Source organism: Rathayibacter rathayi (assembly GCF_004011095.1).
Lineage (GTDB): Bacteria > Actinomycetota > Actinomycetes > Actinomycetales > Microbacteriaceae > Rathayibacter > Rathayibacter rathayi.
The window spans coordinates 2,859,043-2,883,105 of the sequence record NZ_CP028129.1 but is presented as its reverse complement, the minus strand read 5'-3'; the positions used below and the strand labels follow the sequence as shown (position 1 = coordinate 2,883,105).

Sequence of the window (24,063 nt, the reverse complement as noted above, 5' to 3'; positions counted from 1 at the left end):
GCGGGCGGCGGAGTCAACCGGGCGCGGTGGCCGCGGCGCGCGCCGTAGCGTGGGCGACGTCCGCACGTTCCGCATCCAGCGACAAGGAGGATCCGATGACCGAGAAGAACACTCCCGAGGACCCGCAGACCACCGATCCCGAGCACGTCGACCCCGAGACGGCCACCGACCCCGAGGGCGACCCGGTCGAGAACCCGTCGGGCTGACGCCCGGACTGGGCGACGGCCCGCTGCCACCCAGACACCGCGGAGTCTCGGGAGGCAGCGGGCCGTTTCGGCGCCTGGCGCCGCCGGAGTGGCGGAGTGCAGGCCGCGGATGACGAGCGCAGGGATCTCGAGCGGATCCTGTCGGCCCGACCCCGCGACGACGGCGCCAACCAGGATGAGCGGAGCGCGGCGCTTCGTCGGCTCGGCGAGTTGGACGCGGAGGACGTTCCTCCGGGAGTGACACCGCCTGCCGCGCGGCCCGACCAGCAGGCCCCGCGCGCGCAGCACCCCCGCCACCGCCTTACGCTCGTCGAGGGCTGGGAGTTGACCACCGATGTCCCGCCATGCCTCGCCCTGCTCGCTAGGGACGCCGTCGTCTACGGCTCCGGGTTCGACACGGCCGAGAACGACCGCCTGCTGATCATGGAGCCGAACGGGACCACAGTCCGCCTCGCGGTGCAGCGTCCGGACGCGTCTTTCTTCGCCGGCTGCACCGGCTCCGAGCGTTCTTCGCCGGGGAGCCCCTCCGGGTCCGCGGCACGTCCCTGCGCAGCGCCGCCCCGTGTACACGCAAATCCTGCTCCGCCCCAACGGGACGATCGAGGGCGGGCACCAGGTCGTCCCGCGGTCCTCTGACGGAGATCCCGACAGCAACTGATCTCGAGCATTGGCACGAAATATCCGTAAGAAACGGGAGAAAGACGCCACTCATGATACAGTCGCCGCCCCGTGTGGCTGGCTCAGAGCAGTCAGTCGCCGACACTGATCGGCACTCCGGGCCGACCTATCCGAGTGAGAAAAAATGACTGAACCACATCGTCTATCTATTCTACGATCCTGCACCATCACAACCGCGGCAATCATGTTCATCAGCGCCTGCGCCGGACCGCCTATCGCGTCGCCCAGTACCGCCGGAGCGTCGCCGCCCCCTCCCCTCGAGCGAGCGGACGCCGTCGGCAGATCATATCTGAGCACCTCGGCTACCGAGAGCGGGAACAGCGTCGAGTGGCTGCTGGAGAAGCCACTCACATTTCGCGTGAGTGATCAGAATGGCAAGACGGTTCTTGTGGTCTCTTCACCCTGCAATGCACTGACCTACAAGCTGGACTACCGGGGAGCGAACCCCCTGCAGTGGCAGACCGACGGTACACCCGCACAGACCTACCTCGGCTGCTTCCCGGAGGCCAGCGCCCAGGAGGGCTGGCTGCGGACCCTGCTCGAGAAACCCGCCACTCGAATCACTCAATCAATCGACGAGATCGTCGTCAGCGGCGATGAGGTCGAGATTCGCGGGAAGGAGAGCGGGTCGGACGACGCTCCCACGTCGCCCGACCGCCCATGATCGAGAACGCTATGTCGACCTCACGTCACCCGCTCGTGACCAGGGAGGCGCCCCACTGATCAGCGAGCGTGCGCATTGAGCTGAAGACGACGTCGTAGGAACACCGATCCGATTGCGTATAGGAGGCGTCTCGACAGGCTTCCGCCGAAAGGGACCGGTTGCCCGCAGTTCCCTGAATGAGGCCGGCAGCACGGAATCCGTCGCCGTCGAGAGTGATGACTGGACCACCACTGTCCCCGGCCCCGGCAGCAATTCGGCCATTGACTTGTATTCCCCAGATTGCACCAAAGACACCCTGAGTATCATCGAACTCTATATTCACTGATTGAACACGGATATCGCATCGAGGTCCGAAGTTACCTCCCTGAGTGTATACGAAGTCGCCCGGGTTAAGATCCTGGAATCCCTTTACCGGAACCCCCGGGTTATGTGACTCGGACGGGGCGCCATCGAAAACGCGTCCCGAGCCGGACGAGTCGAGGAGGCGACCGCCGTTGAACGTGGGTGAGTAAGAGTCACCGTAATCTCCTGAGCCCTCGACAGCCGTAAAATGCCCTGTGCAATGACGAGCTGTTGTCGAGCGCGTTTTACCATCGACTGAAACCACGAACCCAGTGCTGCAATACGAGGAACTCTTCGCGAGCCCCCCACCCCAGAACGGAGATGTGTCAGCGACCCGCCGAGCATACGTCTCAGCTCCTTGAGACGCAACCTCGACCTTCACCGGGACAATAAGTGAAGCGGACTGGGCCACATCCTGAACGAGTTGCCTAGAGGACTCTTGCATTCCGGCCGGCATGTTCTCGTCCGAGAAGTGCCCTTTGATCACGACCGATTCCATTTCCTCCACCGAGAGCGCGGCCACCATATCCACGGAGAAGGACAGCCTCTCGAAGTCAGGCCGAGCCGATCGTATCCCCGCTAGCGAGTCTTGTACTTGACCGAAGGCATAGGGAAAGGCCGCGAAGTGAGCTTCGATGCCCAACTCGGCGGCCCGCTTCTCGAACGCTTGCTGCTCCTCCAAATCCGTTCCGTTCCAGAGAATCTTCGTCGAACCTGATGCAGGATCATTTACCGAAACGATATAGCCACGGTCGCGCGCCTCACTTCTCGAGTTGATCCACCTATTGAACTCACCAAGCGCACGACTGTGCGCGAGAAATTCCTCGCCGACAGAATCTGCCCACTGGTTGATCTCCGGACTGAAACCCGACGTCGAATTCACGCTATCGGCACCTGGATCGGCCCGGGAAGGAGGGGCGGCAAGTGATACTACGAGCAGCAAGCTCGCTATGACCAATCGTGACTTCATTATGGTCCTCTCGTGGGAATGTGTTTATAACGAGACGATGGGTCAAGCTCCCGCCGCCGCCTCCGCGAATGGTGCCGGAGTCTGAAGGCGCGAGGACGGGTCTGGCGCGGGATGCCCGTACGGCCCCGGTCGTCATAGTCTCGGGTAGATGCATGACACTGGAGGCCGCCGTCCGAGCCTTGGTCGGCTACGCGCGCGTCACCTCCGCCGTGTCCGCGATCACCTCGCCCGGCCGCTCCCACCTCACCCGCTGCCGATCGACGCCCGTGCCGCGCGCCGCGCGCCGCGACCTCATCCATCGTCGCCCGCGTCCGCCAGCGCCCGCCCTGCGTGGTCGAGCAGTCGCGCCAGCACTGCGGAGGCGGGGGCCGGGTCGATGAGGTAGACGGTCGTGCCGTGGCGGCTGGCCAGCCAGGACGAGACGGCGATCACCGGAGTCGGCAGCGGCTCGGAACGTGCGAGCGCTAGCCGGAGCGCAGTCTGGTCTCGTCCCGGGCCGAGCGTCAGCGAGTGGAGCCGCCGACGAGCAAGGGATGCGCGAACCGCGTCGTGGCTGCGCCCTCGGCAGGACGTCGCGGTTGCGTGGCGGGCGTGCGCGGATGAGTGGCGGCGTGTCAAGGACGCCACGAGCGGGTGACGGGGGCGTCACGGACACATGAGCGAGGCCGCCGCACGCCAGGATCGATCCACACCCAGAACCGGAAGTCCCCGTGCCCGACAGCACTCCCGAGCAGGCCGAGTACGACGTCGCCGTCATCGGCGCAGGACCCGCGGGGACGACCGCCGCCCTCCGCGCCGCCGAGCTCGGAGCGCGCGTCGTCGTGCTCGAGGCCGCGCGCGTCGGCGGCACCTGCGTCAACACGGGGTGCGTGCCCACCCGCGTCCTCGCGAAGACGGCGCGGATGATGCGCGAGACCCGCTCCGCCGGCGACTACGGGATCGACGTGGGAACGCCGACCCTCGACTGGGCGGCGACCGCGCACCACGTACACGAGCGCGTCGACCTGGTGCGCTCGATCAAGCGCGAGGAGCAGCGGTTCGAGGCGGCGGGGGTCAACCTGTTCCACGAGGGCCGCGCCCGCTTCGTCGACGAGGGCACCCTCCTGCTCGACAGCGGCCGGCGAGTCCGCGCGCGCTCCATCCTGATCTGCGTCGGCGGGCACTCGCGGCGGCTGCCGATCCCGGGCGCCGAGCTCGCAACGGTGCCGGAGAATGTGCTCGGCCTGACCGAGCTGCCCCGCCGTGTCGCGGTGATCGGCGGCGGCAACACGGGCGCTCAGCTCGTCACGGTGTTCAACGTCTTCGGCTCGGAGGTGACGCTGCTCGATGTGGCAGCGCGGATCCTGATGACCTCCGACTCCAGCATCTCCGATGCATGTCGCCGGCGCCTTCGCGCGCCAGGGCGTGCGCGTGCGCACCGGGATCGAGACGGTCTCGGGGCTCGAGCGGCAGGGCGACGGGGCGCTCGCGATCCAGTGGCACGAGAGCGGGGAGTCGCGCACGGCCGAGGTCGACGTGGTGATCATGGCCACCGGCTGGCCCGCCGACGTCGAGGATCTGGGGTTCGAGAACGCGGTGCTCGGCGCGAACCGGCGCACCCCCCGTTCCTCCTGCCGGCCGGCGGATTCACCGGCCCGGACTTCGCAGGCGTCGGCTTCACCCAGGAGCAGGCCCGCGAGCGCGACCCGCAGTGCGTCGTCGCCCCGGTCCCGATCTCGCACCTCGACCGCGCCGTCATCGACCATCGCGAGAGCGGGTTCCTCACGTTGATCGCCGACCGGCGCCGCGAGCTGCTTCTCGGCGCGCACCGGTCGGCGAGAACGCGATCGAGGTCGTCCAGTCGGTGACCACGGCGATGGCGGCCGGAGTCGACCTCGCGACCCTCGCGAAAGTCCGCTTCGCCTACCCCACCTCCAGCGCGGGGATCGGGATGGCGGCGCGGGCGCTGCTGGCCGAGCCGGCGCGGCCGACGGAGCTGGACTGACGCGCCGGTGCTACTCGATCCCCGGAGCAGGCGCCAGCCCCGAACCGCCGCCCCGCCGCCTCCGAACCACTGACGACGGGCACTCCGGCTCGTCCCGCCGAGAGGAACTTCCGTGCCGATTCCCGCTGTCGACTACAACCATGTCCGACTGACCGTTCGCGACATCGCCGTCTCGCGCCCCTTCTACGACTCTGTCTTCGGCTTCGACGTCGCCTTCGAGGCGCCGCCCGCGGCGGCGTCGCAGGAGGAGAAGGAGAAGCTGGCGTTCGTTTTCGGCGGAGTGATCTATCAGTTCCCGGGCGGACTGCTGGGCCTGCGCCCCATCGCTCCGGGGGACGACCGCTTCGAGGAGGACCGCGTCGGACTCGACCACGTCAGCTTCGCGGTGCCCGACCTCGACGCGCTGAGGGCCGCCGCGACGGTGCTCGACGATCTCGGCATCGCACACGAGCCGATCAAGGACACCGGCGGCGCGAGCATCCTGGAGTTCCGCGACCCCGACAACATCGCGCTCGAGATCACGTCTCCGAGCTAATCGGCGTTCGTAACCGAGGCTGAAAGACCGTTATGCGCCAGAAACGGGCATATCCGGGCTCTCAGCCTCGGTTGCGCACGCGGCGCCGGCGGTACGGAGTCGTGGTCGAGACGCGGACGAGGCCGGCGCGCTCCAGGATCGGGCGCGAGTACTCGGTCGAGTCGCTGTGCAGGAGGGTCTTCCCCAGTGCCCGGGCGGAGGCGGCGCGCGCGGCCGTGACCAGGCCGTAGAGCCCGCGTCCGCGGTACTCCGGTAGCGTCGCTCCGCCCCAGATACCGGCGAAAGCAGTGCCCGGGACCGGCTCCAGGCGGCCGCCGGACGCCATCCGCCCGTCGACCTCGGCTACCCACAACTCCATGCCGTCGCCGCGTGCCAGGCGGGCGACGAGCGAGTCGGCGATCGCCACATCGACGTCCTCGTCGAAGGCGGCGTCGATCATGGCGCTGAAGGCACGGACGTCCGGCTCGTCGAGCACCCGCCGCAGCAGCACACCCGCCGGAACCGGCCGGTCCACGAGCAGCGCCTCGACGGGGCCGATCATGATCGACTCGGCCTCGTCCGGCGCGAAGCCGTGCGCCAGCAGCGCGTCGTGCAGACCGGGGGCCTCGTCGTGCCCGCGGGTCTTCCACTCCACGCGCCCGATGCCGGGGTCGGCGTCGAAGTGCGTGCAGGCCGCAGCGACCAGGCGCGCGACCTCCCCGGAGGAGGCGCCGCCGAGGTCGCGGTAGGTGACGAATCCGCGGCCACCGGCGAAGGTCACCAGACGCAGCGGCCCCTCGCGCGTCACCGAGACGGCGCTCGGGGTCTCGGCGTCGGAGCGGAGCTGGTCGTCGTAGGCGCGGAGGTAGTCGGCACTCATCGCCCCGACACTATCCCCGGACGCGGGCGATCAGGTCCTGGATGAAGGGGATCGCGTCCCGCCCGGTCGACGCTGGCGAAGGCCGTCGCGAACAAGGGCCAGATCGAGCCGACGTCGCGATCACGGCAGCCACCGCGGCGACCCAGGCGAGGGCCGCGGTGCGGGTGACGACGGCGACGGCGAAGCAGGCCAGGCTGACGGCGAACGAGAGGACGACACCCGTGCCCAGCGCGATCCAGGCCGCCCGTGGCTTGCGTCGCGCACCGGACAAGCGGGTGCGTGCGGATCACTCCCGGCCGGCGGTGGGCGTCGGCGCGGTCGACGTGGCTGAGCGGCCAGGGAGTGCACAGGGGACGCGGAAGGCCCCGCCGGCTGATGCCGGACGGGGCCTTCCACTGGTCGCGCGGGATCAGGTGTGGACGTGGTAGTCGTTGTCGGTGAACCTGGCATTGTTGGACAGGTTCGTGTCCTCGCCGCTGACCATCTGGAAGTCGACGAACGGGTGAATGCTCTCCCCCACGCGAAAGGCGTCGGGGGTCGTCCAGTACGTGATGTCCACTTCCGCGCTCTCCCCCGGCGCAAGGGTGAGCGTGCGGTTGACGAAGGTGAACACCCAGCAGTCGAAGCCGAATGCGTAGTCGTTCAGATACGCCCAGCCTTTGCTTGCCACCGGGTAGTGCGGGCGTGCGCGGTCCATCTGGTGGGAGGAGTGCGGCAATTTGATGCAGACGGTGATGCCGGTGACTGTGTCGGGTCCGTCGTTCGTGACCTTTGCGTGCACGACGAGGCCTTTGTCGGCGCCGAAGGTGTTGTTGGCCGGGATGTCCTTCTTCCCGCCCTGCGCGTTCCATGTGGTAGAGGCGTTGCGCAGATCGGCCTTCTTCGCTGTCGTGGTCGAGGATTTCCCGGACGCAGCCGCCGCCGGAGTCGCGATCGCAACTCCCACCGCGGGCACGGTCCAGACGGCGGCCGAGACGAGCGTCCGTCGTCGAGTTCCCTCGGCGGTCGAGTCCGGGATGGTCCACTCGCCGCCGAGGACGATGTCCCTGGTCTGGTCGGTGCTGTCTCGAGTCATTGCTTCTCCTCGTGTCTGGGGAGGACGGGAGCGTCCTGCCTGCGTCTCGCCGATCTCCACCGGCGGCGTCCAGCAACTGTGTGGTGCGCGGCATGCGACCGACACCGATTCCGCAGGTCTTGGTCACCGTCTCCGCGGTTCTGCGGCGGCTACACCCGACCCCCATCGACGTCTCCTAGGGTCGCTGCTCAGCAGTGGGGAAGTGGAGTGGAGATGCAGCGAGCGGAGGCGAGGTCTGCTGAGCGTGCCAACGGATCCGTAGGTCCGGTGATCGAGAGGGGTGTGCTCGCGGTCGGCGACACAGCGGATCGGTGGCTGGAGTCGCACGGCTATCTCGTCTCACCGGAATCGCGGGCGGGCAGGCTCGCCGCGGACGTCGTCCACTCCGAGGGCCTCACCGTGGCGAGGATCTGGCACTCCTTCTCCCACCTGATCAGCTGTGCCGCGGGGACAGTGCACGATCTGGTGCTCGTTCTGGTCCTCGAGGGCACGGTGCAGGTCGAGTCGAGTTCCGAGCGGTTCACGATCGAGAAGGGCGAGGGCTACCTCCGTCCGTCCAGCATCGAGGTGGCTCTCGAGACGCGCGGCTCGACGGCCACCATCGAGATCCTGCTCGGGGCAGGATTCGAGCGGCGCTTCGGCCTCACCGCCCGCTGGGAGGCGACGCCACTGTCGGCGACCGGAGCGGTGCGCTTTCTGACGGCGAGCAGCAACGCTGTCTTCTCCGCCTGCACCGCGGCCGGCCCCGGCTGGCAGCTGTGGCTGCTGGCCCTGGAGGCGGCCGCGGCCGGGACCCTGCTCGAGGCTGGCGCGTCGCTCCCGATGACCTCGCCAGCCGAGGCCGCCCTGGTGCAGCACGCCCAGCGGATCATCCGCGAGCACTGCACCAGCCCCCAGCTGACGGTCAGCGCCCTCGCCGCGCGCGTCTCGATCTCGGAGCGCCGGCTCTTCGAGGCGTTCGCGGCAGCGGGGACCACGCCCCGCGCCGAGATCGAGCGCACCAGGCTCGCCATCGTCCGACGCCTATCGGCAGGGTCGTGCGCAGGGCATGTCGACTGGGACGAGCTCGCCCGACGCTCCGGCTTCCGCAGCGGGCGGAGCCTTCGTGCGGCGCTGCGCAACCGGGCCTGAGGCCGCTCGCACGAGCGCCGACACCGAATCATCCCGTCCCTCACGACGGGGCAGGTGCAACGCGCGGCGCGAAGGGGGTCGCCGCCGAGAAATCCTCCTCCTCTCGCTCGTCGACCCTGCACGACGACAGTCTTTCCGAGACGAGGATCGTCGCCGTCAATCTCGCCCGGTTCCTGGCGATCGTCCGCAGATGGCCGCGCACCTGCTCGCGCTGGATCCGCCGGCCTGGCTCCTCCCCGCGGACACCGGTCATCCCCCGCGACGCTGTTCGCCGTCCTCGGCTGTATAAGCGCCGTGCTCGCCACTCGGATGCCACTGCGGGAGGAGCCCGCCGCCAACTCGTTGGCGCTGCGAGGTAGGAGTCGGAGCGGGGCCGCTCCTTAGCCCCGCCGTCACCGATCCGGTCGCGGCAACTGCCCGGTCTCGGTGAATCCGGCCTTCGCTGATCCCTCTCTCCCGGGATGACCGGCAGCAACAGGCAGAGGAGACGCGGAAGGCCCCGCCGGCCGATGACGGGCGGGGCCTGCTGCTGGTGCGGGATTAGGTGCGGACGTTGTAGCCGTTGTCGGTGGACTTGCCGTTGTTCTGCTGGTTTGTCTCCTCGCCGTCGGTCGTCTGGAAGGCAACGTAGGGGTGGATGTCCTTCGCGGTGCGGCCGGCGTCGGGGATCGTCCAGAAATCAATGGCCACCTCCGAACGCTCCCCCGGCGCGAGCGTCAGCGTACGCTTGATGAAGGTGAACACCCACTTGTCCGTGCCCTTCGCGTAGTCGGTGTAGTACTCCCAGCCGTTCCGTGCGACCGGGTAGTGCGCTCGTCCGCGGTTCATCTGATTGCTGTAGTGCGGCAGTTCCAGGGCAGCGGTGATGCCGGTGACCGTGTCGGGTCCGTCGTTGATCACCTTCGCGTGCACGAAGAGGCCGTTGTCGGCGGCGAAGGTGCTGTCGGCGGGGACGTCCTTCTGCCCGCCCTGCGCGTTCCACGCGGTGTAGGTGTTGCGCAGATCCGACTTCTTTGTCTTCGCCGCCGTGCCTTTACTCCCGGACGCCGCCGCTGCCGGAGTGGCGATCGCCACTCCCAGTGCCGGCACGGTCCAGACGGCGGCCGACACGAGAGTGCGGCGGACGGGGCCGACGGGTGAGGCGTCGTCGATTTTCCACTCGCCGCCGAGAACGAGGTCCTTCGTCGGGCCGGTGTGGTCGTAGGTCATTGCTCTCCTCGAGGGTTGGGGGAGGACCGGGGTCTGCCCCGGTCCCGCGCCCCGCCGTTCCCGGTCGAGGCGCTCCGCAACAGTGACGGCGCGGCGGCCCGCCGGTTCGGCTTCCGCGCCTTTTCGTCGGTTCTTCCGCGGGAAACCGTCTCCGCCCGTCGATGCTCGCCTGCGTCTCCTAAGGTCGCTGCGCGACAGCGCGGGGAGGGAAAGCAGATGCACCGACCGCATTCGGAGACGGCTCACGACGGGAGCGACGCGCTGATCGAGCGGGGAGTGGCGGTCACCGATCGAGCGGCCGAGCAGTGGCTGAGAACGAACGGCTTCGATGTGTTAGACGATCCGATCAGTGGGAGGGTCTTCGCCGATCTCACCCGTTCCAGGGACTTCACCGTGGCTCGCCTCTGGCACTCGTTCGCGCGGTTGCGCGCCCGCCCCAGCGAGACGGCGGACGACCTCGCGCTCACTTTCCTCCTCGAGGGCCACTTGGTCGTGGCGACCGATTCCCGACGGTTCACCATCGGCAAGGGGGAGGGCTACCTGCGCAGGGGCGGCGTGGTCGCCACACTCGACACTGACGGATCGACCGGCACCATCGAGATCCGGCTCGGCGAAAACTTTGAGCAGCGCTTCGGGCTCTGCGGCGTCTGGGGAGCGCTCCCGCTGCCGGCGACGGGAGCGACGCGGTTCCTGACCGCGAGCAGCAACGCCTTCCTGTCCGCCTTCAGCGCGTCCGGTCCGGCCTGGCCCCTGTGGTTGAACGCCCTGGAGACGACGGTCGCCGGGACGCTCCTCGAGGCCGGCCGTTCCGCCACGATGGCGTCGAGTGCGGAGGCGGACATCCTCCGGCGGGCCCGGCGGATCATTCACGAGCGGTGCACCGATCGCACCTTGACAGTCACAGCGCTCGCCTCCCTCGTGTCGATCTCGGAGCGCCGGCTCTTCGAGGCCTTCGCGGCCGCCGGCTCCACGCCCCGTGCAGAGATCGAGCGCGCGAGGCTGGTCGTCGTCCGGCGCCTGACCGCGCAACAGCCGTCGAGACCGCTCGACTGGGACGACGTCGCGGACCGCACGGGCTTTCGCAGCTCTCGGAGCTTGCGCGAGGCCCTGCGCGACCGTGCGTGACGCCGGACGACACTGGCGGGAGTCGCGCGGAGCAGCGCGGTCGTGCCGGGGCGGCCGTGCGCGGCATGATTCGGCGCGCGGGCGACATGATGGGCGGCGTCATCATGGGCCGCTGCACACTCGACGATGACGTCTCTGTGCCCGGCGGGATGGTGCGGATCGACGTGACCGTCGACGACGTCTACCCGCGGGAGGAGCGGAGATGACCGACGACACCGGCCTCTCGCAGCAGCTGACCGCCGAGACGCCGACCCTGCGGCAGCCGGACGTGCTGGTCGCCATCGACCGAGCGGCCCGCCGCCGCCCCCCGAGCCGCCCCGCCCGCCTCCCGCGAGATGCCACTTATGTGCGCCTCGCCCGGCGTGTCGCGCTCATAAGTGGCATCTCGCGGAGGCGGGCAGCCAGCCGGCCGCGACGCCCGGTCGAAAGAGTGGGAGCATGCAGCAGCCGACCTACGCCTCCCAGAGCTTCGTGACGACCGACGCCGTCACCGAGGACGGCGGATTCGCTGAGTCGCCCGGATCGGCCCGCGACACGCCGCACACCCGCGCCGTCTCGGGCGACTCAGCGAGCGCCCCTCCTCCAGCGGGGACGGTGGAGCCGCGGATCAGCAGCTCGGTCGGCAGCAGCGTCACGCGCTGGACCTCCTCGCCGGCCAGGAGGCGCACCAGCACGTCGACCATCGCCTCGCCGAGTCCCGTGGAGGGCTGGCGCACCGTGGTCAGGCGCGGCTCGCTCGCCTCCGCGAAGTAGTCGCCGTCGAAGCCCGCGAGCGCAATGTCGCCCGGCACCGTGAGCCCGCGCTCCCGCAGCGCCGTCAGGGCTCCCGCCGCCATCTGGTCGTTGGAGGCGAAGACCGCGTCCATCGGCCGACCAGAGTCGAGGAGGCGGCGCATCGCGCACGCGCCGTCCTCGGGCGAGTAATCCCCGTACTCGACGGCCGATGCGTCGAGACCGGCCGCCCCAACGGCCGATCGCCAGCCGGCCAGGCGGTCGATCGCGGCGGGCATGTCCTGGCGGCTCGCGATCATCGCGGGAGCCGTGCGGCCCAGGCTCAGGAGGTGCTCGGTGACGGCGCGCGCCGCTCCGAAGTTGTCGACGTCGACGAAGTAGCTGCCGCCGTCCTCCGTCAGCGGCCGCCCGCCGAACACCACGGGGAGGGAGGCGCCGAGCTGCGCGGAGGAGTGGTCGCCGCTGTGGTGCGAGACGACGAGGGCGCCGTCGACATTGCCGCCGAGAAGGTAGCGCCGCGTCTTCTCTGGTGCCGCCTCCGACGCGATCACGATGGTGAGCGTGTATTCGGTACCGGCGAACGCCATCGCGGCGCCCTGCACGACCGAGGCGAGGAACGGATCCGCGAACACCTTCGCCGCCGACTCCGGCACCACGAACGCGACGGTCCGCGTTCGGCGGCTGGCCAGGGAGCGCGCGGCGCGGTTCGGGACGTAGCCGAGCTGGTCGATCGCGGCGAGCACCGCGGTGCGGGCGCCGTCCTTCACGCGCGGGGAGTCGTTGACGACCCTGCTGACCGTGGCGCGGGAGACTCCGGCCAGCGCGGCAACGGCTTCGAGGGTCGGGGCCGCCGAGGCGGTGTCATGGGTCATGCGGGCCTTCCTCGCGGATCGTTCCGAGGCTAGCCGAGCGCCGCAGGACGCGGCTCGTCCGCAGCGCTCCCGACGCGAGGGATGCGGATCGCGGCTCTTCGGAAGCGGCGCCGCGCAGCTTCGGCTCGCAGAAACGCGCTCGGCTCGCGGACGGCGTCGATTCCCGCGAGCCGAACACGATTCCGCGAGCCGGCGTCACGCGCGCCAGCGTCAGCCCTTCACCGCTCCGCTCATAATCCCCGCGATCAGCTGCCGCCCCGCGAGCAGGAACAGCACCAGCAGCGGGACCACCGAAAGCACGGCGCCGGCGAGCACGATCGAGTAGTCGACGTAGTAGCCCGACTGCAACTGCGCGAGCGCCGTCTGCAGGGTCGGATTCGTGGGGCTGAGCACGATCAGCGGCCAGAGGAAGTCGGTCCACGCCATCATGAACGTGAAGAGCCCGAGGATCGCCATCGCCGGACGCGCCGCCGGCACCGCCACGGTGAGGAAGGTGCGGAACTGGTTCGCCCCGTCCATCCGCGCCGCCTCGATCAGCTCGTCCGGGATCACGTCGACCAGGTACTGCCGCATGAAGAACACGCCGAACGCCGTGACCAGCGTGGGCACGATCACCGCGCCGAGCGAGCCCGTCCAGCCCAGCTCCCGCATCAGGATGAACAGCGGGATGATGCCCAGCTGCGTCGGGATCGCCATCGTCGCGACGACTCCGATCATCAGCCCGTCGCGCCCGCGGAACCGCAGCTTCGCGAAGGCGTAGCCGGCCAGCGTCGAGAACGACACGACCGAGAGCGTGATGATCCCCGAGACGAGCACACTATTCAGCAGCGCCGTCCAGAACGGGATCGCCGTCAGCACCTGCGCGGCGTTGGCGAGGAAGTTCCCGCCCGGCACGAGCGGCAACGTCTCGCTGCGGGTCGCGTTGCTGCCGCTCGCGACGACGAACGACCACCACAGCGGGTAGGTCGAGCCGAGGATGAACGCGCTGAGCAGCCCGTAGGTGAGCAAGCCGGGCCGGTCGACGCGGCCGGCGCGGGAGGCGCCGCGGCGGGCGCGGCGCACCGGGAAGGCGGCGGAGGTGGCGGGGGCGGTCATCGCTCGCTCGCGTTCTGGCCGAGGCCGGTGGTGGTGAGCATGGGGTCCGCGGCGGCGATCTCGTCGGCGGAGGGGCGGCGGCGCGTCGTGCGCCGGGCGATCCGGTTCTCGACGGAGGCGATGCGCCGCGAGATCGCGAAGTTCAGCAGTCCGATCAGCACGATCAGGAGGAACAGCAGCCACGCGATCGCGGCCGCCTCGCCGAAGTTCTGGCGGAAGAAGGCCATCTCCCAGAGGTAGAGGACGGTGGTCTGGAACTGCCGGTCCGAGCCGCCGATGCCGCCGGCGTTCGAGACGTCGAAGAGGCGCGGCTCCGCGAAGATCTGCAGGCCGCCGATGGTGGCGGTGATGATGACGAAGATCAGGGTCGGCCGGATGCTCGGGATCGTGATCGAGCGGAAACGGCGGAAGGCGTTCGCTCCGTCGATCGCGGCCGACTCGTGCAGCTCGCGCGGCACGGCCTGCATCGCCGCGAGGAGGATGAGTGCGTTGTAGCCGGTCCAGCGCCAGTTCACCATCGTCGCGATCGCGACATGGCTGGCCAGGCGGTCGTTCGTCCATTCGATCGGGCCGACGCCGACCAGGCCGAGCAGGTTGTTGATCAGGCCCTCCTGGTCGCTGAACACGCTCGAGAAGATCAGCGCCACCGCGACCGGCGACACGATGTACGGCAGCAGCACGCTCATCCGCCAGAAGGTGCTCGCCCGGAGCGCCTGGTCGAGGGCCGCCGCGAGCAGCAGCGCGACGGCGAGCTGCGGGATCGTGGAGAGCAGGAAGATGCTCAGCGTGTTGACGATCGAGTTCCAGAAGAAGCGGTCGCCGAGCACCGCCGCGAAGTTCGCGAGCCCGACGAAGTCGCCCTGGCCCTGGAGCAGCTGCCAGTCGTAGAGCGACACCACGAGCGTATAGACCAGCGGGAACGCGCCCGTGAGCGCGAAGAGCAGGAAGAACGGCGAGATGTAGAGGTAGGGCGAGGCCTTCACGTCGAAGCGGCTCGTGCGCTGCCGGAAGGTCAGCGGGAGCCGGGGCGCCGGGCGCCGCTTCCCCGCGGGGGGCGTCGCCGTGGCCGGCGGGGTGAGTGTGCTCGTCATGGCGCTCTCTTCGAGGTCGAGTCGGAGTCGGTGGTGCGCGCGGGGCGGCAGCGCGGAGAGGTCTCGCGCGGCGGGACGACCCGGGGGACATCCCGCCGCGCGGGGGCCGGGGGTCCGGCGGCGACCGGACCCCCGGGATCGGGGGTCGTCAGTCGACGAGTTCGCCGAGGAGCTGGAGCGCCTCGTTCCAGCCCTCCTTGCCGTCGATCTCGCCGCGGTCGACCTTCTGCAGCACCGGTCCGAAGACGTTCTCCTGGATCAGCGAGTCGTCCGGGCCCTTGTACTGGGCGACGACACCCTCGGCGCGCTGCGCGAGGATCGCACCGGTCGGCGAGTCATTCATGCCGGGGTCGGGGGCAGCCGCGGAGGCGAGCTCCTTCTGCGCGGCGAGGGTGCTCGGGAACGGTCCGGCCGCCTCGAACGCCTTCAGCTGCTGCTCCGGCTCGCTGAGCCACGACGCGAGCGCCGCCGCCTCGGCGGGGTGCTTCGACTGGGTGGGAACCGAGAGGAACGAGCCGCCCCAGTTCGCGGGCCCGCCGGGGAAGACATCGGCGAAGTCCCAGCCGGTGGATTCGGCGTTGCCGCCACCGGCCTCGACGTTGCTCTTCAGCGTGCCGAACATCCAGCCCGGGCAGACGAAGGTGGCGAAGGTCTGGTCGGTGAACGACGTGCCCTTATTCCAGTCCCACGCCTTCTGCGCGGCCGAGAGGCCAGAGGCAGTGGCGTCGGTCAGCTGGCCCCAGCGCTCCTTGAGGTCGGGGTTGCCGTCGACGTTGAGCTTCCCGTCGGCGGTGTAGTACCCCTCGGGCAGCTGGTTGACCATCGCGTTCCAGACGAATCCGGAGTGGTCGAACCACGCCTTGCCGGTGGCGTCGTGGTATTTCTTCCCGGCGGCGAAGTAGTCGTCCCAGGTCGCGTCCGCCCCGCCGAGCATCTCGGCGACGGCGGCCCGATCGGTGGGCATGCCCGCGGCCTCGAAGGCGGCGGTGTTGTAGCAAAGGCCCTCGGGTCCGATGTCGGTGCCGTAGCCGATGACGCGCCCCTCGGGGTCGGTCGCCTGCTCGTATTTCCAGTCGACCCAGTCAGCCTTGCGGTCCTCAATGCCGTAGTCGCGCAGATCGACGAACTGGTCCGAGACCTCCATGACGGAGCCGAGCCAGCCCTCCTCGATGGCGACGACGTCGGCGAGCCCGGAGCCGGCCGCGAGCTTGGTGAACGCGTCGGTCCGCGCGTTGCCGCCCGTGTCGATGTTGTTCGGGACGATGGTGACGCCCGGGTGGGCGTCCTCGTACTCGCCGTAGAGCTCATCGAAGCCCATAGCGTTGAACGTGGTGACGGTCAGTTCGATGTCCCCGCCCTCTGCCGCGTCCGAGCCGGACGTGCATCCGGAGACGAGGAGGGCGAGAGTGGCGGCGCCGGCGATCGCTGTGGCGACCCCGGCACGTCGTGATGCGAGCACGGTCACTCCTTCGTGGTGGTGGTGGGAGCACCCCTGACAGCGCTCCCCCGCGTGCTGTGCCGCGGTTCGTGAGAGCGCTCTCACGAGGTGTGCGGCGAGCACATGTACGGGGGTGTGGGGAGGTCAAGGGTTTGTGGGAGAGCGCTCTCACCGAGAGTGGTGGGGCGCGGGCGCGCAGGAGTGAGAGGAGTCGCGTGCGAGTACCGCGACGTCCGCATGCTCGGGCGCGGCGAGGGAGGTCCCGGGCGCGACCCGCACCCGCAGATCGGAGAGTGGAGAGTGGAGAGTGGAGAGTGGAACCGTCATGACCCGCAGCACTCCCGCCAGCCGCACTCCGAGGCTCGGATTCACGTCCCTCATCTTCGATAACGGCACCTGAGTTCGACGCGAAGCATAATACATCATTACGAGGAGACCCGTCTGAATATTATACTCCGCGTGAGAATTCACGCTTTTGCCACACCTCCCACCTATCTTGCCAAACCGCAGTCGAGAGCTTTCGGTCCGAGATAAGGCCGTTGTCAGTCGCCCAATTGCGGTCCACGATTCCCTCCGATCACGCTGAAGCGCCGGCCCTGCCCGTGCCTCGACCTCACAAGTCCTTCGGCCCACGCCCCCCTCGCACCCCCTCATACCCTAGGCGGGGAACTAAGGAGTATCGCGGGTCAGCGTGTCGAGTGGATCGAGCGCGACAACACACAACCTGCTGGACAAGATGGCGGCGATAGCGGCGGCGCTTCCCGCGACGATCGTACTGTCGTAGTCGACTTCAGTGGCCACGAACCACGACTGGTCGGCCGGCCACCATACCGTCGCCCCTCGAGAACTCACGAGTGGCGCCTCCACGACGGCCCCCTTCACCAAATGAAGGTCCCTGATGAGCCATCGGAATTTCACGGCAGCAGGAGGAGGAAAGGCGTCGCCCCAACCCTCCCAGACCCCAAACCAGCACTCGTCCGGCGACGACGTGAATGCACTGAGAACCTCGGCCAGAGTTTCTGATTCGGCTGACTCAAGAGTTCCCCGTCGAGGAGAATGCAGCTGGCGTGAATCGGGTGAGTATCGAACGATATCATCCCACTGGATCGTGGGCGTGAAGGCGATCCCTGCTGCTCCGGCAGAATCGACCCAGCTATCGGGCGACACAGGATGGAACACCCGGGCGTAAGCGGGATACCGTTTGGGCACCATCCCGCCCACTGTGAATCTCGCCTCAGCTGTCCCATCCGTCACCCAGGAGGCAGAGACGGCGGTTTCGGCCGGTTGAATCATGCGCTACCCGCTCGTCTCCACCGCGCTGACCTCGACGTACACGACATCCTCGTCCGCGGTGGAGCCCGTGCCACTCGAGACGGAGGAGCTACTGCGCTCGATGTTCTGCGCGCTGGACTGCTTGCTACAATTGATGGTCTTCGTGGCTCCGCTTCCTTCGAGACTTGCCGTCCGAGGCGTGAACCCAGCAGGGAATGTCACAGTGCCGGAGCCGATTCCCCGATAGGTGCCGTCCTTGCAGGGCCTCGCCGCGTTCGACGAAACGTAGGTGTCGTTGTACTTCTGCGCCCAGTCGTTCGACGACTGCGCCCCTCTAAGGCCTGTCGATGAATTCAACTGGTCGACAATTCCACCCTTGCAAAGAATATCCGAGGTGACGTTGATCGTGCCGTTTATGTGCCCAAAATTATGAGGGTAATGAACGGTGAGTTGACAAGTAATGACCCGCCCTCCCGGCCCTGTTGCGGCCTCGGCGGGTGCAGCCATACCCACGGTGAAAAATATCAGGCACGCTATCCTCCCCGTCAGGACTATGGCGCGCTTCTTGAGACACATCAGTAATCTCTCTCGTTCCACCAGCACTCCGGCTGGTCGTCCGAGCATGGTGTAGGAGTGACTAAGAAACAGCCCTCCCCGAAGGGGGTCGATGTCGGTAGATACCGCCGAAAAAATGGGTACTGTTGAGTAACAGCAATCGAATTTTACTAGCCGATAGTACGATATCGGGTGCCGTCAATGTCTTTGAGGAAGACGGCGCAGACGCAGTCGAGCAGCGACCGTGCGTCATAGTCATACCCGGTGCAAGCAATTCGATCGCTCGCAGCGCGTCTCACCACCCCTCCGGCCCCCCGCTCCCCGCCGCGTACTCCTCCAGCGGCGCCTCCCCCGCCGCCCAGTGCGAAAGCACCGGCGTCACAATCCGCCAGCACTGCTCAGCCACATCGCCGGGCACGGCCAGCAGGGTGTCCCCCTGCACAACGCCCGCGAGGACCTGCGCGTACGGGTCCAGCGTCGCCGCGCCGGGCCGCGCTTCCACCGTGGTGTGCTCAAGGTCGGTCAGCTCATCCGCGCTGGTCACGACGACATCCAGCCGCACGTCCCCGCCCTTGAGGCCGATCCGAAGCACCGTACCCGCCTGGGCCCCGCGCAGCCCCCGCGGCGCAGTGGCCGCGCGGAAGTGGATCGCCACCTCGCATCGCGGGTCGCCGATCGCCTTGCCGGAGCGCAGGACGAAGGGGACGCCCGCCCAGCGCGGGGTGTCGATCTGGAGCAGCAGCTGCGCGAGGGTCTCGGTGCCGGCCTCGGGGTCAACGTCGGGCTCGTCGACGTACGAGGGGAGGAAACGGCCGTCGATCCGCCCCTCGGTGTAGCGGGCGCGGCGGGCGGAGGAGGGATCGTCACGCCAGAGCCGCACGGCACCGAGCACCTCGGCCATCCGGGCGTGCACCTCGTCGGGCGCGACCTCGTCGGGGCGCTCCATCGCGGTCAGTGCGAGCACCATCAGAAGGTGGCTCTGCAGCATGTCGCGCAGCGCGCCGGTCTTCTCGTAGAAGGCCGCGCGCCCCTCGATCCCGAGGGTCTCGTCGTAGACGATCTCGACCTTCTCGATCTGCTCGGCGCTCCAGCTCGCCTCGAGCAGCCGATTGCCGAAGCGCAGGCCCAGCATCCCCAGCACAGTCGCGTTGCCGAGGAAGTGGTCGATGCGCCACAGCCGGCTCTCGGGGAGGACCTTCGCGAACGCGGCGTTGAGCGCGATCGCGTCGTCGAGGTCCTCGCCGAACGGTTTCTCGATCGCGACCACCAGCTCCTCGGGCAAGTCCAGCTCCGCGAGCGAGGAGGCGACGGCATGCCCCATCGCCGGCGGCAGCGCCACGTAGAGCACCGGAGTCGACGGGCAGGCGTCGAGGAGGGCCTTCAGCTGCTCCGGATCGGAGGCGTCGGTGGCGACGAACCGCGCGCGCGAGGCGAGCGCGTCAACCGTGTGCGCGGCGACTCCGGCCGCCTCGAGGCTGCGGCGGACGAGCCCCTGCCACTCCTCGTCGCTCTGCGGCGTGCGCGCCGCCCCGATCAGCGTCAGCTCCAGATCGCGCGCCAGCTCGGCCACCCGGCCCAGGCCCGGCAGCAGCAGCCGCTCGGTGAGGTCGCCGCCCGCGCCGAGAATCGCGATGCTCCGCTGTTCGCTCCCCAGCGCCCCGGCCGCGGGGATGCCGATCTGCTCCGTCATGGTGTCTCCCTCGTCGCCGTCATGAGTCGCGAATCACGGTACGCGACGAGCGCGGGCCCGCAGCCGGAAGCACGGAGGGGTTGAGGATGCGGGCGCGCAGTGGCAGTGCGCCCCGGGGGGCGGCCTGACGGTGGTCACGGTCGCCGTCTCCGTGCCTCCGTCCGGATCGCCCTCGACATCGCCTCCGCCGAGATGAAACCCGCCAGCTCGGCCACCGCCTCCTGATCCGCAGCGGTCGCCGTGGGGCGGAAGTCCAGCATCCGATTCGCGGCGCGCACCCTCGCAGCCCGGACGGCCTGAGCGGGGGTCTGCGGTAAATGTGAGAAGGCGGAGTAGAGCGACGCCACTGACACCGAGAGCTCGGACGCCAGAGCGCGCACGTCGAACGCGGCGTTGCCGCAGTGGCGCTCGATGACCGCGTGGGCGCGCCGCAGGAGTCGCACGGCCGTTGCCGGCGCGGACGGGCTGATCGGTGGGCCGATCTCGGCCAAGAGGGCGCCGACCCCGCTGCCCATCATGTCGCCGATCAGAGGCCACGCCGGATCCCGCGGCTGCACGGGTCCGGTCAACGCCGTGCTGACCGCGGCGAGGAGGATCCGCGCCGTGGCCACCCCCGCAGGGATGAGGGTGACGCCGACGTCGGTCCAGGCGAAAAACCGCTCGAGCACCTGCCTGCCCACGGCGACCTCGATCGTTCCGCAGCGCCCCTCGCTGGTCGCGGTCACCGCGGAGTCGGACCAGAGGACCAGCCCTCCGCCGGTCTCCACCGCCCGCTCCACCCCTGCGCCATCGCACACGGTCAGCACTCCCTCCACGAGCAGACTCACGACGGCACCACCGGGACGTCCCCGGCGACGCACCTCGCGACCGGTGTGCCACATCCGCCTCAGCACCAGCTCCTCCGAACCGACCGCATCGGCGAACAACCGCAGGCGCCCCCGCCGACCGTGACGACGACGCCGTGCCGCGCCAGCCACTCGCGCGCCACCACCCCCTCGGCGACCACGCCCCGGTCGGAGGAATCGCTTCGGCGGGTCGCCGAGACAGCCTCCGCGACATGGACATCCGGGGGGAGGGACGAGGGCGGTGCGCTGAGAGAGGCCAAGCCATCAGTGTCGAGAACCGGCCAGCTCAGAGGACCCGACTTCCAGAGTTCCCGGACGGAATTTCCACACCGTGCCGCCCGCGCTTCTGCACGGGTGCCGCGCCGCAGAACGATGAGGCCCGTCCACATCCCGATCAGCCTCTGGAGGCACCGTGAACGACCGCATCCCCCGCACCATCCGTATCGACGACGGCTGGAGCATTCCCGCAGCCGATGGCGTCCACCGCAGAACCCTTGTCGAAGGGACCGCCTGGAGCGTCCCCGTCATCGCGATGTCTTTCGCTACTCCTGCCGCCGCCGCATCCGGAACACCGACCCTGAAATTCACCAAGTCCTCCTACTCCGGGAAAGCCTGCGGCACCATCACCGGAGTCCAGGTCAAGCGCACGACCGACGGCACCACCGCCGATTCGGGTAAAACCATCACCGTCACCCTGAAAGACGGTTACACCTTCAGAGGCGGAACAACCACCTACAGCGGCACCACCAATGCGGAAGGCCTGATCTCGCTTCCGGACATCGCAGTCCCCGCCAAGGGAGGCAATAGTTCCTTCTCCGCATCCTCCGAAAGCCTCAGCACGAGTGCTCCGGTCGCAGCGGCCACGGAGACCCCCGGCACGCCCTTCAGTAACGGCACTCGGGTGACCGGCCTCCCGAGCGGAGTCAAAGCGACCCAGATCACCCGCGAGAACGCGGGCGGCAGCCTGTACATCTACGTCCGAGGAGATGACGGCCTCATCTACCGCTCGATCAACAGTGCAGCCCTCACCGCCGTGACGAAGAAGACGTCCGACGACGGCTCCGACACGACCGCCCTGGCAGGCAGCCTCTACGCCTCGGCTCAGGGCGAGCAGTTCGCCTACATCAGTACCGCCGGAGTCCCCTACAACCAGGGAAGCGCTCTGACGGGCCTACCGAAGGGCGTCAAGGCGGCCCAGATCACGCGCGAGAACGCGGGTGACAACCTGTACATCTACGTGCTCGGTGACGACGGACTCATCTACCGCTCGAAGAACAGCTCGGCTCTCACGGCAGTGACGAGTGTCAAGGCCAAGAAGGGCAGTCTCTACGCCTCCGCGTCCGGTCAGCAGTTCGCCTACGTGTCGGAGGACGGCGTCCCCTACAACCAGGCGTCGGCGATGAACGGTCTCCCCAAGGGAGTGAAGGCGACGCGGATCACTCGCGAGAATACCGACACCCTGTACATCTACGTCCAGGGCGATGACGGGATCATCTACCGCTCGATCAACAGCTCGGACCTCACCGCAGTCACGAAGGCGAAGGCGGATGACGGCTCCGACACGACCGCTCTCGACGGAAGCCTGTACGCCTCGTCCGGCGGCGAGCAATTCGCCTACATCAGTACCGCCGGAGTCCCCTACAACCAGGGAAGCGCTCTGACGGGCCTACCGAAGGGCGTCAAGGCGAAGCAGATCACCCGTGAGAATGCGGGCAGTCTCTACATTTATGTCCTCGCCGACGACGGGATCGTCTACCGGTCGGTCAACAGCGGAGCGCTGACCGCGCAGACGTCCGGTGGCGCGCTGGAAGGAAGTCTTTACGCCTCCGCGAAGGGTGAGCAGTATGCCTGGATCGGCCCGGCCTGCTGACCCGGCTGTCCTGAGACGCGGGCGATCGGACCTCGGTCACGGTCATCATCTCGGGAACAGATTCGGCGATTCACTACTTCAACCGGTCGAGTAATTCGACGGCCTCTCAGGACATCACGACCTACGTCAAGAACGGAGTCGCGTATCGGAGGGACGGCAACGAGAGCATCTACGCGGCCGTCCCCTCGGCGTCGACACCGATCGGCGAGCCCGCCGGCAACAACATCTACACCCACCCCAAGGACGGCAAGGTCATCGTCTCCCGCACGGACGCCGCACAACGTCAGCTGAGACGCCTCCTCATCCACCATCGTGGATGACGGGCACTCTCAGCTGACGTTGTGCGTTAGACGATGCCCGCCGCCGTCCCCGACACGATCAGATCGGCGCGGCCACGGGTGGCTTCGATGAGTAGCGCATTCGCGCCGTCGACCTCAGACGCCCAGGCGGACGCCGCTTCCGGAGCCCGGCCGAACGAGACGTGCCGGTCGACCAGTCGCTCGAAGCGCTCGGCCTCGGGCGTTGCGCAGAACCAGGCTTCGTCGAATTCGGCACGCAGCAGCGCCCACGGGCCCTCGTCCACCAGAACGTAGTTGCCCTCCAGCACCACCAGCGCGGCCGAGGGGTGCACGGCCAGCGCGCCGGCCACCCCCTCGTCGACCGCGCGGTCGAAGGTGGGCGCGTAGACCACCTGGTCGGTCTCGGCCCGCAGTCGCCGGACCAGGGCGAGGAAGCCCCAGCCGTCGAACGTATCGAGGGCACCCTTGCGATCGTGGCGGCCGAGCTCGTCCAGTGTCGCATTGGCGAGGTGAAAGCCGTCCATCGGCACGAACGCGGCGGTCCCCTCCCCCGCGAGCTCGTTCGCGCGGGCGACGACGGCGCGGGCGAGTGTGGTCTTGCCCGCGCCGGGGCTGCCGGCGATCGCGACGACCGCGCGGCGGCCCGGTCCGGTCAGGGCGAGAGCGCGCCGGGCCAGCTCATTGACGCCCGGAGATTCGACGCCCGGAGATTTGACGCCCGAGGATTCCACGCCCGAGGATCCCACGCCGAGCGGCTCCACATCCGCGGCGACCTCCCCCTCAGGCTTCGCCACGGCTGCTCTCCAGCGCGTTCACCAGGACCCCGCGGGCGTGGCGGGCGAGCGCCGGCCCGTCGTTCCACAGGTTCCGCCACACGGCGAGGTCACTGGAGAGGGTCGGCGAGACGACGACCGACGAGAAGGACTCGACGGTGATCGGCCCGCGGTAGTCGATCGCGGCCAGGGCGTGGAAGAAGCTCGTGACATCGAGGTGGCCGCTGCCGAGATAGCCGCGGTGGTTCTCGCCGATGTGGACATATCCGAGACGATCCCCGACCAGCAGCACCGGGCGGAAGTAGTCGTCCTCCTCGATGTTCATGTGGTACGTGACGAGGTGGATCAGGACGTTGTCGGCACCGATGTCGTCGGCGAGGCGCAGAGCGTCCGCCGCGGTGTTGATGACGTTGGTCTCGTAGCGGTTGCAGACCTCGAGGCCAAGGGTCATGCCCTTTCCGCGACCGCTTCGACCGCGAGGCGAGCGCCGAGGGCCCCCGCTCGGCAGCCGCCGCGAGCTGAGTGGGACTGGGAGGCTCTGGGTCTTGTCCCGTTCGATCACGTTCCTCGACATGATCCGCGGCGTCCACCGACGGTCGCAGGTTTACCCGGGTCTCGTAATCGCACTGACGCGCGAACGTGAACAACCACCACGCCCGAGCAGCTCGTCCGGCGACCCATCGTTCAGCGGGCGTTCGATGATCGTCGACTCCCACTCAGCCTGCAGACCTGAACGCTCGCCGGGGCGAGCGG

The 24,063-nt window shown here is 68.6% G+C and carries 24 protein-coding genes; 8 read left to right on the top strand and 16 right to left on the bottom strand.

Features of this window, described 5'->3' with window-relative positions:
* Positions 1-1,242: 1,242 nt before the first annotated feature.
* The gene (locus C1O28_RS13885) at positions 1,243-1,548 is read left to right on the top strand and encodes a hypothetical protein (RefSeq protein WP_127821543.1); all 306 of its coding nucleotides are present in this window, start codon (positions 1,243-1,245) and stop codon (positions 1,546-1,548) included.
* A 25-nt stretch (positions 1,549-1,573) separates the two neighbouring features.
* Here C1O28_RS13885 and C1O28_RS13880 read toward each other — a convergent pair whose 3' ends face one another.
* The gene (locus C1O28_RS13880) at positions 1,574-2,773 is read right to left on the bottom strand and encodes a chymotrypsin family serine protease (RefSeq protein ID WP_127821542.1); all 1,200 of its coding nucleotides are present in this window, start codon (positions 2,771-2,773) and stop codon (positions 1,574-1,576) included.
* A gap of 378 nt (positions 2,774-3,151) precedes the next feature.
* Complete coding sequence (locus C1O28_RS15280) at positions 3,152-3,292, bottom strand: hypothetical protein (RefSeq protein ID WP_160487537.1); 141 nt, start codon at positions 3,290-3,292, stop codon at positions 3,152-3,154.
* Between the two features lie 278 nt (positions 3,293-3,570).
* Between C1O28_RS15280 and C1O28_RS15880 the strand changes: the two genes are divergently transcribed.
* From C1O28_RS15880 to C1O28_RS13870, 3 genes are all read left to right on the top strand, one after another.
* Positions 3,571-4,707, top strand: coding sequence for an FAD-dependent oxidoreductase (locus tag C1O28_RS15880; protein ID WP_276328090.1), 1,137 nt, complete (start codon positions 3,571-3,573; stop codon positions 4,705-4,707).
* Complete coding sequence (locus tag C1O28_RS15275) at positions 4,704-4,844, top strand: hypothetical protein (RefSeq protein ID WP_160487538.1); 141 nt, start codon at positions 4,704-4,706, stop codon at positions 4,842-4,844. The genes C1O28_RS15880 and C1O28_RS15275 overlap by 4 nt, the downstream gene beginning before the upstream one ends.
* 112 nt (positions 4,845-4,956) lie before the next feature.
* A complete protein-coding gene (locus C1O28_RS13870; RefSeq protein WP_097166770.1) occupies positions 4,957-5,379 on the top strand; it encodes a VOC family protein in 423 nt (140 codons plus the stop codon).
* A gap of 61 nt (positions 5,380-5,440) precedes the next feature.
* On the opposite strand, the gene C1O28_RS13865 is transcribed toward C1O28_RS13870, so the two are convergent.
* From C1O28_RS13865 to C1O28_RS13855, 3 genes are all read right to left on the bottom strand, one after another.
* Positions 5,441-6,238, bottom strand: coding sequence for a GNAT family N-acetyltransferase (locus tag C1O28_RS13865; RefSeq protein ID WP_097166769.1), 798 nt, complete (start codon positions 6,236-6,238; stop codon positions 5,441-5,443).
* A 10-nt stretch (positions 6,239-6,248) separates the two neighbouring features.
* Positions 6,249-6,509 carry a hypothetical protein gene (locus tag C1O28_RS13860; protein ID WP_097166768.1) on the bottom strand — a complete coding sequence of 87 codons (261 nt, stop codon included), beginning with the start codon at positions 6,507-6,509 and terminating at the stop codon, positions 6,249-6,251.
* A 138-nt stretch (positions 6,510-6,647) separates the two neighbouring features.
* Complete coding sequence (locus C1O28_RS13855) at positions 6,648-7,313, bottom strand: hypothetical protein (protein WP_097166767.1); 666 nt, start codon at positions 7,311-7,313, stop codon at positions 6,648-6,650.
* A 267-nt stretch (positions 7,314-7,580) separates the two neighbouring features.
* Between C1O28_RS13855 and C1O28_RS13850 the strand changes: the two genes are divergently transcribed.
* Entirely contained in the window at positions 7,581-8,444 is an 864-nt protein-coding gene (locus C1O28_RS13850; protein WP_097166766.1) for a helix-turn-helix domain-containing protein, read from the top strand.
* A gap of 540 nt (positions 8,445-8,984) precedes the next feature.
* Here the strand turns inward: C1O28_RS13850 and C1O28_RS13845 are convergent.
* The gene (locus tag C1O28_RS13845) at positions 8,985-9,653 is read right to left on the bottom strand and encodes a hypothetical protein (protein ID WP_097166764.1); all 669 of its coding nucleotides are present in this window, start codon (positions 9,651-9,653) and stop codon (positions 8,985-8,987) included.
* 216 nt (positions 9,654-9,869) lie between these two features.
* On the opposite strand from C1O28_RS13845, the gene C1O28_RS13840 reads away from it, so the two are divergent.
* The gene (locus C1O28_RS13840) at positions 9,870-10,778 is read left to right on the top strand and encodes a hypothetical protein (protein WP_097166763.1); all 909 of its coding nucleotides are present in this window, start codon (positions 9,870-9,872) and stop codon (positions 10,776-10,778) included.
* Positions 10,775-10,984 (top strand): hypothetical protein, encoded by a 210-nt coding sequence (locus C1O28_RS13835; protein WP_097166762.1) that lies wholly within the window; start codon positions 10,775-10,777, stop codon positions 10,982-10,984. Before C1O28_RS13840 ends, C1O28_RS13835 begins: the two co-directional genes overlap by 4 nt.
* A gap of 246 nt (positions 10,985-11,230) precedes the next feature.
* Here C1O28_RS13835 and C1O28_RS13830 read toward each other — a convergent pair whose 3' ends face one another.
* The 8 genes from C1O28_RS13830 to C1O28_RS13795 form a co-directional block, all read right to left on the bottom strand.
* On the bottom strand, positions 11,231-12,382 hold the full coding sequence (locus tag C1O28_RS13830) for a LacI family DNA-binding transcriptional regulator (protein WP_097166761.1): 1,152 nt from the start codon (positions 12,380-12,382) through the stop codon (positions 11,231-11,233).
* 210 nt (positions 12,383-12,592) lie between these two features.
* Complete coding sequence (locus tag C1O28_RS13825) at positions 12,593-13,477, bottom strand: carbohydrate ABC transporter permease (protein WP_097166760.1); 885 nt, start codon at positions 13,475-13,477, stop codon at positions 12,593-12,595.
* On the bottom strand, positions 13,474-14,568 hold the full coding sequence (locus tag C1O28_RS13820) for a carbohydrate ABC transporter permease (protein WP_097166759.1): 1,095 nt from the start codon (positions 14,566-14,568) through the stop codon (positions 13,474-13,476). The genes C1O28_RS13825 and C1O28_RS13820 overlap by 4 nt, the downstream gene beginning before the upstream one ends.
* A 148-nt stretch (positions 14,569-14,716) precedes the next feature.
* The gene (locus tag C1O28_RS13815) at positions 14,717-16,027 is read right to left on the bottom strand and encodes an ABC transporter substrate-binding protein (protein WP_097166907.1); all 1,311 of its coding nucleotides are present in this window, start codon (positions 16,025-16,027) and stop codon (positions 14,717-14,719) included.
* A gap of 648 nt (positions 16,028-16,675) precedes the next feature.
* Positions 16,676-17,218, bottom strand: a complete 543-nt coding sequence (locus C1O28_RS13810) for a hypothetical protein (protein ID WP_127821541.1) — start codon at positions 17,216-17,218, stop codon at positions 16,676-16,678.
* A gap of 84 nt (positions 17,219-17,302) precedes the next feature.
* The gene (locus C1O28_RS13805; RefSeq protein ID WP_127821540.1) at positions 17,303-17,635 is read right to left on the bottom strand and encodes a hypothetical protein; all 333 of its coding nucleotides are present in this window, start codon (positions 17,633-17,635) and stop codon (positions 17,303-17,305) included.
* Positions 17,636-18,128: 493 nt separating this feature from the next.
* Positions 18,129-19,523, bottom strand: a complete 1,395-nt coding sequence (locus C1O28_RS13800; RefSeq protein ID WP_097166755.1) for a glucose-6-phosphate dehydrogenase — start codon at positions 19,521-19,523, stop codon at positions 18,129-18,131.
* Between the two features lie 134 nt (positions 19,524-19,657).
* A complete protein-coding gene (locus C1O28_RS13795) occupies positions 19,658-20,350 on the bottom strand; it encodes a hypothetical protein (protein ID WP_127821539.1) in 693 nt (230 codons plus the stop codon).
* A gap of 430 nt (positions 20,351-20,780) precedes the next feature.
* Here C1O28_RS13795 and C1O28_RS13790 point away from each other — a divergent pair, with 430 nt between their 5' ends.
* Positions 20,781-22,238 carry a hypothetical protein gene (locus C1O28_RS13790; protein ID WP_097166753.1) on the top strand — a complete coding sequence of 486 codons (1,458 nt, stop codon included), beginning with the start codon at positions 20,781-20,783 and terminating at the stop codon, positions 22,236-22,238.
* A gap of 346 nt (positions 22,239-22,584) precedes the next feature.
* Here C1O28_RS13790 and C1O28_RS13785 read toward each other — a convergent pair whose 3' ends face one another.
* Entirely contained in the window at positions 22,585-23,268 is a 684-nt protein-coding gene (locus C1O28_RS13785) for a nucleoside/nucleotide kinase family protein (protein WP_097166906.1), read from the bottom strand.
* Between the two features lie 49 nt (positions 23,269-23,317).
* Positions 23,318-23,761: a TIM barrel protein gene (locus tag C1O28_RS13780; protein WP_202129519.1), complete on the bottom strand. Its 444-nt coding sequence runs from the start codon at positions 23,759-23,761 to the stop codon at positions 23,318-23,320.
* Positions 23,762-24,063 lie beyond the last annotated feature (302 nt).

Excerpts from the sequence above, each read along its gene's own strand:
- C1O28_RS13845 (WP_097166764.1), bottom strand. The coding sequence starts at position 9,653 with ATGACCTACGACCACACCGGCCCGACGAAGGACCTCGTTCTCGGCGGC.
- C1O28_RS13780 (WP_202129519.1), bottom strand. The coding sequence starts at position 23,761 with ATGACCCTTGGCCTCGAGGTCTGCAACCGCTACGAGACCAACGTCATC.
- C1O28_RS13855 (WP_097166767.1), bottom strand. The coding sequence starts at position 7,313 with ATGACTCGAGACAGCACCGACCAGACCAGGGACATCGTCCTCGGCGGC.
- C1O28_RS13840 (WP_097166763.1), top strand. The coding sequence starts at position 9,870 with ATGCACCGACCGCATTCGGAGACGGCTCACGACGGGAGCGACGCGCTG.
- C1O28_RS13820 (WP_097166759.1), bottom strand. The coding sequence starts at position 14,568 with ATGACGAGCACACTCACCCCGCCGGCCACGGCGACGCCCCCCGCGGGG.
- C1O28_RS13825 (WP_097166760.1), bottom strand. The coding sequence starts at position 13,477 with ATGACCGCCCCCGCCACCTCCGCCGCCTTCCCGGTGCGCCGCGCCCGC.
- C1O28_RS13800 (WP_097166755.1), bottom strand. The coding sequence starts at position 19,523 with ATGACGGAGCAGATCGGCATCCCCGCGGCCGGGGCGCTGGGGAGCGAA.
- C1O28_RS13810 (WP_127821541.1), bottom strand. The coding sequence starts at position 17,218 with ATGGTGCCCAAACGGTATCCCGCTTACGCCCGGGTGTTCCATCCTGTG.
- C1O28_RS13865 (WP_097166769.1), bottom strand. The coding sequence starts at position 6,238 with ATGAGTGCCGACTACCTCCGCGCCTACGACGACCAGCTCCGCTCCGAC.
- C1O28_RS13830 (WP_097166761.1), bottom strand. The coding sequence starts at position 12,382 with ATGACCCATGACACCGCCTCGGCGGCCCCGACCCTCGAAGCCGTTGCC.